Source organism: Mycobacterium sp. (genome assembly GCF_035570115.1).
GTDB lineage: Bacteria > Actinomycetota > Actinomycetes > Mycobacteriales > Mycobacteriaceae > Mycobacterium.
The window spans coordinates 1-17,420 of sequence record NZ_DATMLH010000048.1; the positions used below are offsets into that span (position 1 = coordinate 1).

Consider the following 17,420-nt stretch of genomic DNA (forward strand, 5'->3'; position numbering starts at 1 on the left):
CGAACCGGCCGTCGAAATGCTCCCAGCGGTAGCGGAACCCGTCCAGCAGTGCGGCGAACATGGGTAGCACCAGCTCGGGCGGTCCCGGCAGGGTGCGTCCGGCTTTGGTGATTGGCTCCAGATGATCACGCAAATGGTCGACATTTGCGGCCGTGAGTGCTTCGAGTTTCGCGCCGAACTCGGTGTTGATCAGCGCTGCCTGCCGTAGCGCGGTGAGCTCCACGATGTAGCGGGTGAAGAACCGCCAGTAGTTCGCGACGTGCCAGCGAATGACGTCGCGGTCGCTGAAGTCTGCTTCATGTTGCGAGTCCGACGCGAAAATCGCAGCGTCGTCTTCCGCTAACGCATCGGTCAGTAGCGCGGTGAGCACCTCTTCCTTGCTGGTGAAGTGGTTGTAGAACGACCCAGCGGCGCGACCGGCTTCGGCGGTGATGTCGGTGATTTTGGTGTTCAGGTATCCCTGACGGGCGAACACACGCCGGGCTGCGTCTTTCAGCGCCGCCTCGGTGCTGGCGGCCTGTTCGGTGCGTTTCACCCTGCGCCTCCTTGACAGAAAAGCTAACACCGCGCAGACTGAATCAAAATTCACTGAAAATAAATTCATCAGGGAGGCCGTCATGGAATCAGTAACGGACGCCGACGTTCTCATCGCGGGAGCCGGGCCCACCGGGCTCACGTTGGCGCTGGAGTTGGCCCGCCGCGGCGTGGGCGTGCGGATCATCGACAAAGCCGATCGCTTCTCGGTGGGATCGCGCGGCGATGGGATCTCGCCGCGAACCCTGGAGGTGTTCGAGGACCTCGGCGTGCTTGACGAAGTGATCGCCTCGGGCATTTCGGCGCCGCTGACCCGTGTTTATGCCGGCGAACAGGTGGTGTGGGAGGGGCGGATGGCCGAGCCGGCGGCACCGCGTCCCGACGTTCCGTACCCCAACCTGTGGTTCGTGCCGCAGTGGCGGACCGAGCAGATCCTGCGCTCGCGGCTGGCCGGTTACGGGGTTGAGGTCGTCCTCAACGCCGGGGTGCTCGCCTTCGAGCAGGATGAGCACGCGGTCACGGTGCGGCTGGAAGACGGCCAGACTCTGCGCGCGACGTATCTGGTCGGCGCCGACGGCGGGCGCAGCACGGTCCGCAAGCGACTCGCGGTGCCGTTCGCCGGCGAGACCAACGAAGACATCACCATGCTGCTGGCTGATGTGCGGGTCGACGGCCTGGACCACGACTATGGGCACGGGTGGATGCTTGACGGACTTACCTTCTTCGGGTTCACGCCGCTGGCCGGCGCCGATGACACGTACGTCCTCAACACGCCGGCATCCGGAATACCGCTCACGCTCGACGGTCTCCAGCAGACATTGGAATCCGCATCTGGAAGTAGCGACATTCGGCTGCGCGAACTGACCTGGAGCACGATCTGGCGCCCAAATGTTCGGATGGTCGAGCAGTTTCGGGTCGGCCGCGTCTTTTTGGCCGGAGACGCCGCGCACGTGCACCCGCCTGCCGGCGGCCAAGGCCTCAACACCGGTGTGCAGGACGGCTATAACCTGGGCTGGAAGCTTGGAGCCGTGCTCGACGGCGTGCCGGATGTGCTGCTGGACAGCTACGAATCCGAGCGGCTGCCGGTGGCTGCGCGGGTGCTCGGTATCAGCGCCGCCCTGTTGCAAAAGCACCTCAGCGGCGCCGACGACGCGTTCGAGCGCGGCGAGGAAACCCGCCAACTCGACATCAGCTACCGGCTCGGGCCATTGGCCCTTGACGACGGTTCCAGTCGCGTTTTGGCCGCGGGTGATCGAGCACCCGACGCACCATGCCGGGGCCGTGACGGCAGGCCGGTGCGCCTGTTCAACTGCTACTCCGGACCGCACTGGACACTGCTGCGATTCGGCGCAACCGCACCCACTCTCGACCGTTCAGGCGTGCAGCCTTACCGCATCGGTGACGACACCGGAAGCGATCTGGTCGACGTCGACCGCCACGTCCAAGATGGTTACGACGTCAAAGACGGTGCGGCAGTGCTGATTCGGCCCGATGGCTACATCGGTGCCATCACGTCACGACCGCCCGACTTGGCGGCCTACGCAGCCCGGGTTATGTCGTAAGTAGGTCAGCGCGTCACGAACGTCACGACCACGTCGCTGAAGGCGTCGTTGTCGTCGCCGGCGGCGGTGTGCCCGGCCTCGGAAAGTTCGACGAACTCCGCGTTGGGCACCGTCGCCAAGAAATGCCGCACACCTTCCGGGCTGACCACGTCGGACAGCTTGCCGCGGATCAACAACACCGGAATCTTCAGGTCGGCGGCAGCGTGCTCGAATTTCTCGGTGCGCAACTCCGGGTCGTCGCCCGGCTTGGTCATAAACGCCGGATCCCAATGCCAATACCAGCGGCCGTCGCGGAGCCGCAGGTTCTTCTTCAATCCCTCGGGGCTGCGCGGCCTGGTCCGATGCGGCAGATACGCGGCCACGGCGTCAGCGGCCTCGTCGAGCGAGCCGAACCCATGGAGCCCGCTGAACATGAAGTCGCGGATGCGGGCGCTGCCATTCTTTTCGAACCGTGGCACCACGTCGACCAGCACCAGCCGCGTGACCCGGTCGGGTCCGGCTTGATCCGCGGCGAGGATGCCCGTCAATCCGCCCATGCTCGCCCCGATCAGTATCACCGGCCGGCCGATCGCATCCAGCACTTTCATGACGTCAGCGGTCAGCGTCTCGACGTCGTAGTCGGCGTCGGGCGCCCGATCACTGTCGCCGTGCCCACGACTGTCCAGCGCCACCACGTGGAATCCCTCGTCGGCCAGCACTTGGCCGGTGTTTTTCCAGGAGAACCGATTCTGGCCACCGCCGTGCAGCATCAAGATCGTCGGCCGCTCGGCCGCTGCGTCGGTGCCGCGGTTCCACTCGTCTGCGACCAGGGTGAGTCCATTGAGACCTGAATACTCGACCGTCTGCGGAGCGCTGCTCACTGTCGTCACGGGCGTCCTCTCGGTTGATCGTGCTTCGACGTTACCGAGGTGTTCTACGCACTTTGCGCGCGGTGCTTGGTTAGCGCTCCTGTGCCTCGCATGTAGGCCATGACGAGAGCTAACTCGCTCGCCGGAAAGACTGGAATGCCGTTCTGGAAACATCGGGTACTGGTCGTGATCGCGACCCTTTGACACGTACGTTGGACGATATCCGACGTGCCGAAAGGGAGCGAAGATGCCAGACGATGCTGCGACCTCCGGCGGGGAGCCCGTCGTGGATTCGCCGGACCCGGTAGACGTCGTATACCTTCGGCGAGTCCAACCACCGGGCCAGGTCGAGCGGATCGCTCTGATCGCCTGCATGGTCGCAGGAGTGGTATTGGCAGGGCTGGTCGGCTGGCTGGGTTTCCGGGCGTATGAGGCCCACAACCTCGACGCGCAGCGCAACCTTTTCGTGCAAACGGCGCGCCAGGGCGCGGCGGATCTCCTCACGGTCGACTACCAGCATGCCGACGCTGACGCGCAACGGATCCTGGATTCGGCAACCGGCAAGTTCCACGACAGCTTCGCCCGCCGGAAGCAGTCTTACATCGACAACGCCAAGCGGATGCGATCGAAGTTGGTAGGCACCGTCACCGATGCCGGACTGGAAACGCGAACAACCAACCAGGGCCGGGTATTGGTGGCCGTGACGGTGAAGTCGTCGGATCCCAACCAGGCGCAACAGGAGCCGCAGTTCTGGCGGATACGGATCACGGTGAACAAGACGGGCGGCGTCGCCAAAATCTCTGACGTGGTATTCGTGCCATGACGCAACCGACAGGCGTCAACTGGTCGCGCGTACTGGTCTACGGCTTGCTTCCCGCTCTGTTAATGCTGCTGGCGGTCGCTGCGGGCCTGCTCAAGTGGAAGGACTCGTCGGTTCGCAATACCGACCTGGCTCGCAGTCAATCGGTCGTGGCCGCAAAAGATTCCACTGTCGCACTGCTTTCGTTCCGATTCGACACCGTGGATCGGGACGTGGCGGCCGCGCGGGAACGGTTGACCGGCGAATTCCGCGACGTCTACACGCAGCGGACGCAGGAAGAACTCATTCCGAATGCGAAGGAACGGCACGTCTCCGCGACGGCCATCGTTCCCGGGGGGGCCGCCGAGTCGGCCACGGCTAACCATGCGGTGGTGCTGCTGTTCGTCAACCAGACCATCAAGATCGGTAACGCTGCGCCGGCCGATGCCGCCTCCAGCGTCCGGGTGACGCTGGACAAAATCGGCGAGCGCTGGCTGGTCTCCGGCTTCGACCAGTTCTAGTCCCGACGGGACGGCCGTAAGTAGGCGAAGGATCAGGTGATGACTAGACCCCGCTGGATTGATGTGCAAGCCCCCGCCGTCGAGTTGAAGGCCCTGACGTGGGGGCCACCCGACGGTCCGATCGCGCTGTGCCTGCACGGTTTTCCCGACACCGCCTACGGCTGGCGCAACTTCGCACCCCGGCTCGCGGAGTCGGGCTGGCGGGTGGTCGCACCGTTCATGCGGGGCTACGCGCCGTCGTCGATTCCGTCCGATGGCAGCTATCACATCGGCGCGCTGATGGACGACGCGCTGCAGGTACGGTCGGCGGCCGGCGGCACCGATCGCGACGTGGTGATCGGCCACGACTGGGGCGCGATGGCGGCGAACGGTTTGGCGGCGATGCCGGACAGTCCGTTCGCCAAGGCGGTGATCATGGCGGTGCCGCCGGCTGCTGCTTTTCGGGGACGGGTTCCCGAAGCCGGCCGGTTGCTGGCTGAGATCCCACCCCAGCTGCTGCGCAGCTGGTACATCATGTACTTCCAATTGCCTTGGCTGCCAGAGCGATCCGCATCCTGGATACTGCCACGGCTGTGGAGACGATGGTCACCGGGCTACGACGCCAAAGAAGACCTGCGCCATGTCGACGCCGCGATCGGGACGCCGGAGAGCTGGCGCGCTGCGCTCGGGCCGTACCGGGCCACCATCCGCAACACCCGAGCACCGGCACGGTACGCCGACCTGCACCAGCACTGGACGTCGGCACCAAGGTTGCCGAGCCTCTACCTACACGGTCGCGACGATGGCTGCATGACAGCGGCTTTCACGCACTGGACGGGACGAGTGCTGCCCGACGGCAGCGACGTGACCGTCGTCGACCATGCCGGACACTTTCTGCAGCTCGACGAGCCGGAGCGGGTTGCCGACTTGGTGCTGAGCTTCATCGGCTCAGCCGATTAGGGCGGGCTACGGATGGCGAACTGGATGTCGCTGTCTAACCTGCTTCAATCCGGCATTCTCACCACGAATAAAATCCGCGATCTCGATCGGAGGCTAAGTGGACATCACCAAGTTTGTTGACAAGTACTTCCGGCCTTTCGTTGCGTCGGCTGCGGCGATATTTCTGATCCCCTGGGTTCTGTACCTAGAACTGGTGTTGCCCACCCACTACGAGGCGTATCACTGGCGCGGAGCATGGGTCGGATTCGACATAGGACTCGTGGTATTCCTTGTCGCCACAGCCATTCTGGGGTTTCTACGTTCCCACCTGCTCAGCATCGCCGCCTTCGCCACCGGTGTCTTGCTGCTGGTCGACGTGTGGTTCGACATCATGACCGCTTCCCCGCACGACCGGCCGACCTCGATCATCACCGGCGTGTGCGGAAACATCCCGCTAGCGTTGATTTTGATGGGCATCGGGATTCAAATCGGCCGTCGCATTTACCAGCTCGCCGAAAAAGCAACAGACGATATCGAGCACGACCTGTGAGCGTCGGTGGCCGAACTCGTCGCGGGCCAACCGTGACCAGCTACCACGTGCAGCTCTGCGACGGCCAGAAGTTCACCGTCATCGCCGACGCGGCTCAACCCCTCTGCGCCCTTGCGCCGGAAAGTGACACCGCGATGACCATTCTGCTACGCAGGTTCCAATCCTGAACGTCCCATCTACGTCAGAGGGTTTACGGGGGAGGTGATGAACATGTCGACCCGCATGGCGGCGGTCGACGCGCAGTTCTACTGGATGTCGGCAAAGGTCCCCAGCGACGATCTTATGCTCTACGCATTCGATGGCGAGCCAACGGATTTCGAACGCGCGGTCGACGATGTCCGGAGGCGGGCCCATGCTTGCCAGGCTTTGACGGTCCGCGTCGACGACGGTTCGCCGCTGACCTATCCGCGCTGGGTGCCGACGAGCCTCGAGCCCGAACGGGTGATCCGCCACCACCTCGACGACGACAGCTGGCATGGCTGCCTGGATGCCGTGGTCCGGCTCGGCGACGACCAGCTGGACATCCGCCAAGCGCCGTGGCGCTTGCACCTCTTCGCGCCGGTGCATGACCTACCGGGCGGCTCCGCACCGGGCACGGTTGCGGTCATGCAGGTGGCACACGCGCTGGCCGACGGTGTGCGTAGCGCGGCGCTGGCCGGCTGGCTGTTCGGCCGGACGACTCCGGTGCCCGAGGTGATGGTTTCGCGCGGTTTCCTGCCGTGGCGTGCCGTCAATGCCGTTCGCGCGCATCGCAAGCTGGTGCGCGACACCCGCACCGGGCTGCTGCAGACTCCGGCCGGAGTGCGGCCGGCGCTGCCCACCAACGCGCGGCCCGCCTGCGTGCGCAGCGTGCGCACACTGGTGCGGCAGCGCGCGCAGCTGGGTGGCCCCACGGTCACTGTCGCAGTGTTGGCGGCGGTGTCCGGCGCATTGTCCGGCCATTTGGGCGGTGCAGCCACATCGCTGGGCGCCGAGGTCCCCATGGCTAAACCGGGTGTGCCTCAGGCGTACAACCACTTCTCCAACGTCACCGTCGGCCTGTATCCAGAGCTGGACCGGCAGGCCCGAGTGGAGCGGATCGCCGCCGACTTGGTCAATGGCCGCCGCCGCTTACAGCACCCCGCGGCGCAGGCGGCCGATCTGGCCTTCGCGGCGACGCCGGCTCCGCTGCTGCGCTGGGGTGTCAGCCTTTTCGATCCCGACGACCGACCCTCGCAGGTCTCCGGCAACACCGTGGTGTCAAGCGTTGACCGCGGGCCCGGCGACCTGCATTTCGGTGCTGCACCGGTGCTGCTGACCGCAGGCTATCCGGCGCTGTCCCCGGTGATGGGCCTCACGCACGGCGTGCACGGTATCGGCGACACCGTGGCGATCAGCGTCCACGCGGCCGAATCCGCGGTTGGTGATATCGACGACTATGTTGCCAGGCTCGACGCGGAGCTCTAACGAAAGTTATTGGGGTAGGCATTGGGATGTTCAGGGCGGCCGCACGGCGGGCCAGCGCGATCTTGATGCGGGGCTGCTTTCCGGTCGTTTGCGGGTGGCCGGATACCTGCTGCCCGTCCGTGCCTACCCGATGATCTAGGTTGACGTCTATGGCTGCCTATGATCTCGGGTTACTCATCCTGCGGTTGGTGCTGGGGTTGACCCTCGCCGCTCACGGCTTCAACAAGTTCTTCGGTGGCGGGCGGATCCCGGGAACCGCGCGCTGGTTTGAAAGCATCGGCATGAAGTACGGCACGTTCCAGGCCGTGGTCGCGGCCAGCACCGAGATCAGCGCGGGCCTCGGGTTAGCCGCGGGGCTGCTCACGCCCATCCCCGCCGCCGGCTTCGTTGCGCTGATGTTTGTCGCCTCGTGGACCGTGCACCGACCCAACGGCTTCTTCATCGTCAAGGAGGGCTGGGAATACTGCCTGGTGCTGGCACTCAGCGCCGTCGCGGTGGCCACGATCGGCCCCGGCCAGTACAGCCTGGACTGGCTGATCTTCGGGCAAAACTGGCGCAACGGCTGGCACGGTCTGCTGATCTCGCTGCTGCTGGGCCTGGGTGGCGCGGTCGGCCAGTTGCTGATCTTCTACCGGCCGCCGGTCAAACAGGCTCAGTAGGCGGATTCGGCCGGAGCGAAAAGCTTCCACTCTCCGGGCACGCCTTTGAGCGTATGAGTGCCGCGGTCCCGGAAGGAAATACCGGAGCCGTTGACCAGATCCTTGACGGTGCTGGAGACCAGAACTTCTCGCCCCTGCGCCAGGGCAGCGATGCGGGCCCCGATGTGGACAGCGATGCCCCCGATGTCACTGCCGCGGATTTCACACTCGCCGGTGTGCAGACCGGCTCGAATGTCGACACCCAATTCCGGTAGGCGCTCAGCGAGTGCGGTGGCGCACCGCAGGGCGCGGGTAGGGCCGTCAAAAGTTGCCAGAACCCCGTCACCGGTGTGTTTCACGACGCGACCATGGAACCGGGCGATCTCTGTGCGGGTGGCCTCGTCGTGGCGCTCGAGCAGCTGACGCCAGCCCGCATCGCCGAGTTTGGCGGCGTGCCGGGTCGAGTCGACGATGTCAGTGAACAACACCGTGGCCAGAACCCGGTCGGGGACGGGCTCGTGGCGCTGGCCGGTGAGGAACTCCTCGATCTCGCCGGTGATTGATTTGATGTCACCGACTGATGGCCAATGATCGGCTCCGTCGAGTTCCACCAGTCGCGCCGATGGGATCTTCGCAGCGAGTTCGCGCGCGAATTCCACCGGGATTGTGTCGTCTTTGCGGTGCAGCACCAGCGTCGGAACATGCACGCTGCTCAGGATGTCGCGCACGTCGACCTGGGTGAGGATCGCTTCGAAGGTCAAACGGGCCATTCGTGGGCTCATGCCTGCCCTTTCCAGAGCGCCCATGTCCCTGCGAGCCTGCGGACGGTGACTAACACTCGGCGCGGTCCAATCAATGGTTTGGCCCTCACCCCAGTGGTCAACGGTCGCCCGGATTCGAGCCACCAGCTCGATCCACTTGGCCCGGCCGGGGGAACCATCGTCCTCGAGTAGGCCGGTTGCGAAGGTTCCATACAGGACCAGTGTGCGGACCCGCTCCGGATACGTTGCGGCGAACAGCACGCTGATCGGCCCGCCCTCGGAAAACCCGAACAACGCCACCCGCTCACAGCCCGCAGCGTCCATAACCGCACGTAAGTCGTCGGCGCGGCTCTCCAAAGTGGGCACTGTATCGACGGGGTCGGACAGCCCAGTACCGAGCTTGTCGTAGAGAATCACTCGCGCGAACGAGGCCAGTTCGCCGACGAAGGCCGGCCAACCGGGATCGTTCCAGAGCAAGTCGACGTGCGAGAACCAACCTGGAACGATCACCAGGTCCACCGGACCGTCGCCGGCGACCTGGTAGGCGATATTCCCTTCCGGGCCTTTCGCATAGTGCGTCTGGGGCTGTTCGACCATTGCCGTCAGTATCCACCGGATCGGCAAAACCGGCGGCGGTTAACCAGGCTGAGTGGCCGGCGAATAGGGCAGGCCGCTGCCGGTGTTCTCGTCGAGCGCCAGGCGTCCACCAAGGTAAGGAAACGCACGTTGCGGACAGGCCGACCGATTGCAGATCTTGCAACCGGCACCGATAGGGACGGCGGTTGTCGGGTCGCCGAGGGCGATCCCGGTGGAGTAGACCAGCTTGTCGGCGTGCACCAGGTCGCAGCCCAAACCGACAGCGAAGCTTTTGTGCTGGCCCAGATAACCCAGTCCTTCGGGCGCGGTGGTCTTGGCGATCCAGAAGTACGAACGGCCATCGGGCATCTGGGCGACCTGCGTGACGATCCGGCCCGGCTGAGCGAAGGCGTCGTGCACCACCCACAGCGGGCAGCTGCCGCCAACCCGGCTGAAGTGAAAGGCGGTGGCGGACTGTCGCTTTGAGATGTTGCCCGCCTTATCCGTCCGGACGAAGATGAAGGGGACTCCGCGCAGCTGAGGGCGTTGCAGAGTCGAGAGTCGATGACACACCGTCTCGAAGCCGACTTCGAAACGACGGGCCAGTAGGTCGACGTCATAGCGCAATTCCGCTGCGGCCCGATGGAATTCGCGGTACGGCAACAGAAATGCGCCGGCGAAATAGTTGGCCAGCCCGATTCGGGCGACACCGCGAGATTCGGTGCTGAGCTGGTCATCAGTGGCCACGATCGCGGTTAGCAGCTCCGATTGGCTGAGCAGCGCCAGTTGGGTGGCGATCTGAAAGGCGCGCTGGCCCGGCAACAGCCACTGCGCGACGCGCAGCACCCGGGCATCGAGGTCGTAGTAACGCTTGGCATGCTCGGCGAGGTCGCCGTCAATGACCACGCTCACGCCGAACCGGTCCCGCATCAGCTCCGACAGCTGGGCGTCCAGCCCGCCGATCGTCATCCCGTTCTCAGCGAACATCTGCTCGGCGGCGGTGTCGAGTTCGCCGATGTAGTTGTTGCGGTCGTAGAAGAAGTCGCGGACTTCCTCGAACGGCATCGGGTGTTCCGGCGGTACCGACGTTTCCGTGGTCGCATGCGAGCGATACGCCTCCAGTTCCTCGGTGGCGTCCCGCAGCCGCCGGTGCACGGCGACCAGGCTTCGGCCGACCTCAGGCATCCGGGCGACGAGTTCCTCGATCTGGCTGCCGCTGACGGAGTCTTCGGCGGCGGTGGCGGTGAAGACATCGGACAGGTCGGCGACCAACCGGGCATCGGAATCGGCGGAGAAGTAGTTCGGCGGTAGGTCGAACCGCGCGGTGAGCGCAAGGAGCACCGGCACCGTGATGGGTCGCTGGTCATTTTCCAGCTGGTTGACGTAGCTGGTGGACAGGTCGAGCGCCTTGGCCAGCGCAACCTGGGTGAGGCCACGTTCTTCGCGCAGCCGCCGCAGCCGGGCGCCGGAAAACATCTTCGCCACCGCCGACATGCTACTACGGATCTCCTTTCGCAACATTTGCAATCTGGGCCAGCTAAGGACGCAGAATTACGCAAATGCTGGGGCTTTCCTTTGTCATCAGCATTGCATAGTGTGCGGATTATGTTGATCCATTCGGTTCGGACGCACCGCAGCGCCGACGACTTTCCGCGCACCGAGCACCTCGCCTACAAGATCGCGGAGGTGGCGGCCGATCCGGTCGCCGTGCCCGCCGAGACCGCGGCGATGGTGATCAACCGGATGATCGATAACGCGGCGGTCAGCGCTGCCTCGGTGCTGCGCAGACCAGTCACCACCGCCCGTCAGCAGGCTGTGTCTCATCCGGCTACGCCGGGCGCGACGGTGTTCGGCGTGGACGGCAGCTACTCGGCGGAGTGGGCAGCCTGGGCCAACGGCGTCGCGGTGCGCGAACTCGATTACCACGACACGTTCCTGGCCGCCGAGTACTCCCACCCCGGGGACAACATCCCCCCGCTGGTCGCGGTCGCCCAGCAGCTCGGCGTGCGCGGCGCCGACTTGATTCGCGGCCTGGCCACCGCCTACGAAATCCAGATCGATCTGGTCAAGGGCATCTGTCTGCACGAGCACAAGATCGACCATGTCGCCCATCTCGGACCGTCGGTGGCCGCGGGTCTGGGCACGATGCTGCGGCTGGACGTCGACACCATCTACCAAGCCATCGGTCAGGCATTGCACCTGACCACGGCCACCCGGCAATCGCGCAAGGGGTTGATCTCCAGCTGGAAGGCATACGCACCAGCCCACGCCGGCAAGGTGGCGATCGAGGCGGTCGACCGCGCGATGCGCGGCGAGGGCGCACCGGCACCGATCTGGGAGGGTGAGGACGGCGTGATCGCCTGGCTGCTGTCAGGTCCCGGCCACACCTATGAGGTGCCGTTGCCCGGTCCGGGAGAGCCCAAGCGGGCCATTCTGGACAGCTACACCAAGGAGCACTCGGCCGAGTATCAGAGCCAGGCGCCGATCGACCTGGCCCGCCGATTGCGTGAGCAAATCGGTGACCTCGACCAGATCGCGTCGGTCGTATTGCACACCAGCCACCACACCCACTACGTGATCGGCACCGGCTCCGCGGACCCGCAGAAGTTCGACCCCGACGCGTCGCGGGAGACGCTGGATCACTCGTTGCCCTACATCTTCGCCGTCGCGCTGCAGGACGGTACGTGGGACCACGAACTCTCGTACGCCCCTGAGCGTGCGCACCGGCCGGACACCGTCGAGTTGTGGCACAAGATCTCTACCGTCGAGGACCCGGAGTGGACCCGCCGGTATCACTCGACCGACCCGGCCGAAAAGGCGTTTGGCGCCCGCGCGGAGGTCACGCTCAAGAGCGGCGAAGTGATCAGCGACGAGCTGGCCGTCGCCGATGCGCATCCGTTGGGTGCGCGGCCGTTCGAGCGCGAACAGTACATCGGCAAGTTCACCGACCTGGCTGAGGGTGTGGTGGAAGCCGCTGAGCGGCAACGATTCCTGGATGCCGTGCAGCGGGTCAGCGAGCTGAAGGGCGGCGAGCTGGCGGCGCTGAACGTGCGGGTGCTGCCCGAGGTGCTGGACAAGGCACCGACCATCCCGTCGGGGATCTTCCGATGAGCGGCCTGATGGGGGCGACATCGAGCGCCGCCGACAAGCGGGCTGCCTTTCGAGGCGGGCTGACTTCCGGTCGGCTGCAACGCTTCCCGGGCGCGTTCTCGCCGCTGGTGGCCAAGCTGGTTGCCGAGATCGGCTTCGAGGGGGTTTACGTCTCTGGCGCAGTGTTGTCGGCCGACCTCGGACTGCCCGACATCGGCTTGACCACGCTGACCGAGGTGACGGCCCGGGGCGCGCAGATCGCGTCGGTCACTGACCTGCCGACGTTGATCGACGCCGACACCGGGTTCGGCGAACCGATGAACGCCGCGCGCACCATCACCCTCCTCGAGGACGCCGGGCTCGCGGGTTGTCATCTCGAGGACCAGGTCAACCCGAAGCGGTGCGGCCATCTGGACGGCAAAGCCGTCGTCTCGACCGCGGAGATGGTCAAGCGGCTGCGGGGGGCGGTGGCGGCGCGCCGGGACTCCAATTTCGTCATCTGTGCCCGTACCGACGCCGCGGGGATCGAAGGCGTGGACGCCGCCATCGAGCGGGCGCGAGCCTACGCCGACGCGGGCGCCGATCTAATCTTTACCGAGGCGCTGACCGGCCCGGCCGACTTCGAGAAATTCCGTGCCGCAGTGGATATTCCGCTGCTGGCCAACATGACCGAGTTCGGCAAGTCGGAGCTGCTGAGCGAGTCGCAGCTCACCGACATCGGCTATAACGTCGTCATCTACCCGGTCACCACGTTACGGCTTGCGATGGGAGCTGTCGAAACCGGCTTGCGCGAAATCGACACCAAGGGAACACAATCCGCGCTCCTCGGTCTCATGCAGCACCGCAGCAGGCTCTACGAGCTGCTCCATTATGCCGACTACAACCAGTTCGACGACGAGATCTTCAACTTCACTGTGAAAGGACCGAACCAATGACCGCCGCTACCGTCGAGTCGAAGATCCACAAGGGGCTGGCCGGCGTCGTCGTCGACACCACCGCCATTTCCAAGGTGGTGCCCGAGACGAATTCGTTGACCTACCGGGGCTACCCGGTGCAGGACCTGGCCGCGCAGTGCAGTTTCGAGCAGGTCGCATACCTGTTGTGGCACGGCGAACTGCCGACCGACGGTGAATTGGCGTTGTTCTGCCAGCGCGAGCGGGCCAGTCGCCGCATCGATCGTTCGTTGCAGTCGCTGTTGAGCAAGCTGCCCGAAACCTGCCATCCCATGGACGTCGTGCGCACCGCAATTAGCTACCTGGGCGCCGAGGACCCGGAGGAGGACGACAGCAGCGAGTCCGCCAACTACGCCAAATCCCTGCGCATGTTCGCCGTGCTGCCCACCATCGTCGCCGTCGACATGCGTCGCCGGCGGGGCCTGGCGCCGATCAACCCGCACAGCCACCTCAGCTATGCGGAGAACTTCCTCAACATGTGCTTCGGCGAAGTGCCTGACCCGGTCATCGTCTCTGCGTTCGAGCAGTCGATGATTCTCTACGCCGAGCACAGCTTCAACGCGTCCACGTTCGCCGCACGGGTGGTGACGTCGACGCAGTCGGACATATACAGCGCGGTGACGGCCGCGATCGGCGCCTTGAAGGGCTCGCTGCACGGTGGTGCCAACGAGGCGGTCATGCATGACATGATCGAGATCGGCGATCCGTCGAAGGCCTTGGAGTGGTTGCACGGCAAGCTATCTCGCAAAGACAAGGTGATGGGCTTCGGGCACCGGGTCTACAAGAACGGTGACTCCCGGGTGCCGACCATGAAAGAGGCGCTGATCCGCGTCGCGGAAGCCCGCAGCGGCCAGCGGTGGCTCGATATCTACTCCATCCTGGAAAAGGAGATGTTCGCCGCCACCGGCATCAAACCCAACCTGGACTTCCCGACCGGGCCGGCCTACTACCTGATGGGATTCGACATCCCCAGCTTCACACCGCTTTTCGTGATGAGTCGCATCACGGGCTGGACTGCTCACATCATCGAGCAGGCGGCCTCCAATGCGCTGATCCGCCCGCTGTCCGAGTATTCGGGTCTGCCCCAACGCAGCCTGTCCTAGGCCGGTCGAACTACGGCTACAGCAGGTCGGTGATCGTCTTGAGGCCGGCGTCGTAGAGCACCCCGGGCAGCATTCCGCCGTCGTGTTCGATGGTCGTGCCGTTGACGAAGTCCGCGTCTCCGCTGGCCAAGAAGACGCACACCCGGCCCACCTCGGCGGGCTCGCCCGCGCGGCGTAACGGGACGGCGGCGAAGTACTTCTCGCCGGTGGGATCGTCTTTGGGCAGCACGAACGACCGAAAGTTTTCGGTCATCGTCGGCCCGAGTGCGATGCAGTTGACCCGGACCTTGGGCCCCCACTCCTCGGCCAGCGAGCGGGTGAGGTGGTTGAGCCCGCTTTTCGCCGCGCCGTAGGAGACCAGGGTCGGTGAGCCCGCCGGATGCCCGGCACCGCTGGAAATGTTGATGATGCAACCGATTCCGTCCTGCGTGGCCATCTGTCGGTAGGCGCGGATGGCAAACCAGAGCGGACTGATCAGGTTCATCTGCACCGCGTAGGCGTGAAAGAGCGCCGTGCGCTCGTAGTCGTCGTCGCTGCGGGGCGCGCCCTGAATACGTTGCACGAGTTCGGGAATGCTCTCCGCGTGCGGCGCCGGCACCGTCCCGCCGGCGTTGTTCACCAGGATGTCGATCCGGCCGTGGGCGGCCACGACTTCGTCGACGAATGAGTCGATCGAGTGGTAGTCGCCTTGGTCGCACACTTTCTGTGAAGCGCGTGCCGCCCAACCCGGTTCCGTGTCGATACCCGGGATGGTGTCCACCGGCGAGCGCGCACACCCCACGACGATGGCGCCGGCGCGCAGCAGTTCATGGGCGATGCCAACACCCACGCCGCGGCTGGTTCCGGTGACGATCGCGATCTTGCCATCCAGCACGTTCATCATTGGCCCTTCTCACGCGGCATATTGACAGTTACTGCCATCACGGCATACTGTGCCATCTTGCTTGTGAGCGTGTAAAGGCCCGCCGCTGCAGGGACTTGAAATCCGTGTCCATTCGGGAGGTAGCAGATGACTAGACCGGCCAAGCTTCGCGTCATTCAGTGGGCGACCGGAGGCGTCGGCAAGGCGGCCATCGAATGCGTGCTCAATCACCCGCAGCTCGAGTTGGTCGGGTGCTGGGTACACGGTGCGGACAAGAACGGGCGCGACGTCGGCGAGATCCTCGGCACCGCTGCGCTGGGCGTCACCGCCAGCTCCAGCAGTGAGGAGGTGCTGGCGCTGGATGCCGACTGCGTGGTCTACAGCCCGCTGGTGCCCAACGACGACGAGGTCGTCGCGATTTTGCGGTCCGGCAAGAATGTGGTGACCCCGGTTGGCTGGGTATACCCCGATCCGGGTAACTCGCGTCACAGGGCCGTCGCCGACGCGGCGGTCGAAGGTGGGGTGACCCTGCACGGTTCGGGGATCCACCCCGGCGGCATCACCGAGCGGTTCCCGCTCATGCTGTCCTCGCTGTCGTCGGCGGTCACCCATGTGCGCGCCGAGGAGTTCTCCGACATCCGCACCTACAACGCCCCGGACGTTGTCCGGCACATCATGGGTTTCGGCGGTACCCCGGAGGAAGCCATGCAAGGGCCGATGGCCAGCTTGCTGGAGGCGGGTTTCAAACAATCGGTACGAATGGTCGCCGACCACATGGGATTTCGCATCGACCCGAACATCAGGACCATCCAGGAGGTTGCCGTGGCGACCTCCGAGATCGACTACGGCCCGTTTCCGCTTCCCACCGGAACCGTGGCCGCGCGTCGGTTCCGCTGGCAGGCCCTCGTCGACGGTGAGCCGGTCATCACCGCGGCGGTCAACTGGCTGATGGGGGAGGAGGACCTGGACCCGGCTTGGAATTTCGGTGGGCGCGGCGAACGCTTCGAGGTCCAGATCACCGGCGACCCGACCCTGAGCCTGACCTTCAAGGGACTGCAACCGGAGACGATCGCCGAAGGGCTGCAACGAAATCCGGGTGTGGTGGCGACCGCCAACCACTGCGTCAACGCCATTCCCGACGTCTGCGCCGCCGGGCCCGGCATCAAGACCTACCTGGACCTGCCGCTATTCGCCGGGCGCCCGGCGCCCAACCTTGCGGCGGTTAACCGGTGATCCTGGACGCCTGCCGTCTCACCGACCTGGTTGCGATCGGCGCCGGCGCGACCGCCAGACCAGCATTCGAGCTGCCGACGCGGCCACTTCAACCCGCCCACCAACAGGAGACACCGTGACCGAAGTCACCAGCGTGCTCGACGATGTGTCGTTCTGTCACCTCGTCGTCGGAGTAACCGATATGGACCGGGCTCTGTCGTTCTACCGAGATGTGCTCGGCATGGAGGTGGTCTTCGAAACCCTGATATCAGGCCAGCCTTTCGACGCGGTGCTGCACGCGAAACGTCAGCAAGAAGGTCGGGTGGTGGGCGGCATGCTGGGCGGGTTGATGGTGGAACTGCTGTCGCTGGGGGCCAGTCCGTCCGCCGAAAAGCCGACCCGCCGCGGCATCACCGGGATCCACAACGTGGCGTTGTCGGTCACCGATCTCGACGAAACTCACCGCCGCATTACCGCCGCCGGCTGCCAGCCCGATCAGGCGCCTTTCGAGATCGGCGGTGTCCGAATGTTTTTCGTCAAGGACCCGGACGGGACACCGGTGGAATTCATCGAGTTGCCCAACGGTGCGCGCAGCACTTACGAAATGCACCGCGGAGTGCAACTCCAGATGGGACCCGTCACGTGAGTTATTGCCATCCCGACTCAATGCGCGGTCACGTCGCGATCGTCACCGGCGCGGCCCAGGGCGTCGGTAAGGGCATCGCCGCGGCACTGCTCGAACGCGGTGCGGCGGTGCTGTTGGTCGATATCCAAGATGACGTGCTCGCAACGACCACCGCCGAACTCGCGTCAGCGGGCCGAGTCGAGAAGCTGGTTGCCGATTTGCGGGATCCGGACAGCGCTGCGCGGATCGCGGCGGCCGCCGTCGACGCCTTCGGGACGGTGCACGGGTTGGTCAACAACGCCATCGCGACCAACGAACCCAAGGCATTCGTCGACATCACCATCGAAGACCTGGCGCTGGGCTACGACGTCGGGCCACGCGCGACCTTCCTTCTCATGCAGGCCGTGCATCCGTTGATGGTC

Annotated in this window: 19 protein-coding genes; 14 read left to right on the forward strand and 5 right to left on the reverse strand. The window is 65.1% G+C overall.

Features of this window, described 5'->3' with window-relative positions; genetic code table 11:
• On the reverse strand, positions 1-535 hold a 535-nt coding region (locus VNW74_RS03225; RefSeq protein WP_325675169.1), incomplete at its 3' end, for a TetR/AcrR family transcriptional regulator.
• Positions 536-617: 82 nt separating this feature from the next.
• Between VNW74_RS03225 and VNW74_RS03230 the strand changes: the two genes are divergently transcribed.
• The gene (locus VNW74_RS03230; RefSeq protein ID WP_325675170.1) at positions 618-2,096 is read left to right on the forward strand and encodes an FAD-dependent monooxygenase; all 1,479 of its coding nucleotides are present in this window, start codon (positions 618-620) and stop codon (positions 2,094-2,096) included.
• Between the two features lie 5 nt (positions 2,097-2,101).
• On the opposite strand, the gene VNW74_RS03235 is transcribed toward VNW74_RS03230, so the two are convergent.
• Positions 2,102-2,965, reverse strand: a complete 864-nt coding sequence (locus VNW74_RS03235; RefSeq protein WP_325675171.1) for an alpha/beta hydrolase — start codon at positions 2,963-2,965, stop codon at positions 2,102-2,104.
• A gap of 226 nt (positions 2,966-3,191) precedes the next feature.
• Between VNW74_RS03235 and VNW74_RS03240 the strand changes: the two genes are divergently transcribed.
• The 7 genes from VNW74_RS03240 (at position 3,192) to VNW74_RS03270 (ending at position 7,837) form a co-directional block, all read left to right on the forward strand.
• The gene (locus tag VNW74_RS03240; protein WP_325675172.1) at positions 3,192-3,767 is read left to right on the forward strand and encodes a mammalian cell entry protein; all 576 of its coding nucleotides are present in this window, start codon (positions 3,192-3,194) and stop codon (positions 3,765-3,767) included.
• Positions 3,764-4,264, forward strand: coding sequence for a hypothetical protein (locus VNW74_RS03245; RefSeq protein ID WP_325675173.1), 501 nt, complete (start codon positions 3,764-3,766; stop codon positions 4,262-4,264). Before VNW74_RS03240 ends, VNW74_RS03245 begins: the two co-directional genes overlap by 4 nt.
• A 39-nt stretch (positions 4,265-4,303) precedes the next feature.
• Positions 4,304-5,203 (forward strand): alpha/beta fold hydrolase, encoded by a 900-nt coding sequence (locus tag VNW74_RS03250; protein ID WP_325675174.1) that lies wholly within the window; start codon positions 4,304-4,306, stop codon positions 5,201-5,203.
• A 97-nt stretch (positions 5,204-5,300) separates the two neighbouring features.
• Positions 5,301-5,732 (forward strand): hypothetical protein, encoded by a 432-nt coding sequence (locus VNW74_RS03255; RefSeq protein ID WP_325675175.1) that lies wholly within the window; start codon positions 5,301-5,303, stop codon positions 5,730-5,732.
• A gap of 32 nt (positions 5,733-5,764) precedes the next feature.
• Positions 5,765-5,899, forward strand: coding sequence for a hypothetical protein (locus VNW74_RS03260; RefSeq protein WP_325675176.1), 135 nt, complete (start codon positions 5,765-5,767; stop codon positions 5,897-5,899).
• Between the two features lie 43 nt (positions 5,900-5,942).
• Positions 5,943-7,178: a DUF1298 domain-containing protein gene (locus VNW74_RS03265; protein ID WP_325675177.1), complete on the forward strand. Its 1,236-nt coding sequence runs from the start codon at positions 5,943-5,945 to the stop codon at positions 7,176-7,178.
• Positions 7,179-7,327: 149 nt separating this feature from the next.
• Positions 7,328-7,837 (forward strand): DoxX family protein, encoded by a 510-nt coding sequence (locus tag VNW74_RS03270; RefSeq protein WP_325675178.1) that lies wholly within the window; start codon positions 7,328-7,330, stop codon positions 7,835-7,837.
• Here the strand turns inward: VNW74_RS03270 and VNW74_RS03275 are convergent.
• Together VNW74_RS03275 and VNW74_RS03280 are read right to left on the reverse strand one after the other, a co-directional pair.
• Positions 7,831-9,174 carry an adenylate/guanylate cyclase domain-containing protein gene (locus VNW74_RS03275; RefSeq protein WP_325675179.1) on the reverse strand — a complete coding sequence of 448 codons (1,344 nt, stop codon included), beginning with the start codon at positions 9,172-9,174 and terminating at the stop codon, positions 7,831-7,833. The two genes, VNW74_RS03270 and VNW74_RS03275, sit on opposite strands and share 7 nt — an antisense overlap.
• Positions 9,175-9,213: 39 nt before the next feature.
• Complete coding sequence (locus tag VNW74_RS03280; RefSeq protein WP_325675180.1) at positions 9,214-10,647, reverse strand: short-chain fatty acyl-CoA regulator family protein; 1,434 nt, start codon at positions 10,645-10,647, stop codon at positions 9,214-9,216.
• A 111-nt stretch (positions 10,648-10,758) separates the two neighbouring features.
• Between VNW74_RS03280 and prpD the strand changes: the two genes are divergently transcribed.
• From prpD to VNW74_RS03295, 3 genes are read left to right on the forward strand one after another with little or no spacing between them, the layout of a single operon-like run.
• A complete protein-coding gene (prpD, locus tag VNW74_RS03285; protein ID WP_325675181.1) occupies positions 10,759-12,264 on the forward strand; it encodes a 2-methylcitrate dehydratase PrpD in 1,506 nt (501 codons plus the stop codon).
• On the forward strand, positions 12,261-13,178 hold the full coding sequence (prpB, locus tag VNW74_RS03290) for a methylisocitrate lyase (RefSeq protein ID WP_325675182.1): 918 nt from the start codon (positions 12,261-12,263) through the stop codon (positions 13,176-13,178). The genes prpD and prpB overlap by 4 nt, the downstream gene beginning before the upstream one ends.
• Entirely contained in the window at positions 13,175-14,299 is a 1,125-nt protein-coding gene (locus tag VNW74_RS03295) for a bifunctional 2-methylcitrate synthase/citrate synthase (protein ID WP_325675183.1), read from the forward strand. Before prpB ends, VNW74_RS03295 begins: the two co-directional genes overlap by 4 nt.
• Positions 14,300-14,315: 16 nt before the next feature.
• On the opposite strand, the gene VNW74_RS03300 is transcribed toward VNW74_RS03295, so the two are convergent.
• Entirely contained in the window at positions 14,316-15,179 is an 864-nt protein-coding gene (locus tag VNW74_RS03300) for an SDR family NAD(P)-dependent oxidoreductase (protein WP_325675184.1), read from the reverse strand.
• A gap of 129 nt (positions 15,180-15,308) precedes the next feature.
• Here VNW74_RS03300 and VNW74_RS03305 point away from each other — a divergent pair, with 129 nt between their 5' ends.
• The 3 genes from VNW74_RS03305 to VNW74_RS03315 form a co-directional block, all read left to right on the forward strand.
• Positions 15,309-16,394: a dihydrodipicolinate reductase gene (locus tag VNW74_RS03305; RefSeq protein ID WP_325675185.1), complete on the forward strand. Its 1,086-nt coding sequence runs from the start codon at positions 15,309-15,311 to the stop codon at positions 16,392-16,394.
• A gap of 115 nt (positions 16,395-16,509) precedes the next feature.
• Entirely contained in the window at positions 16,510-17,019 is a 510-nt protein-coding gene (locus VNW74_RS03310) for a VOC family protein (protein WP_325675186.1), read from the forward strand.
• The coding region (locus VNW74_RS03315) for an SDR family NAD(P)-dependent oxidoreductase (protein ID WP_325675187.1) at positions 17,016-17,420 on the forward strand (405 nt) is incomplete at its 3' end. The genes VNW74_RS03310 and VNW74_RS03315, both read left to right, overlap by 4 nt.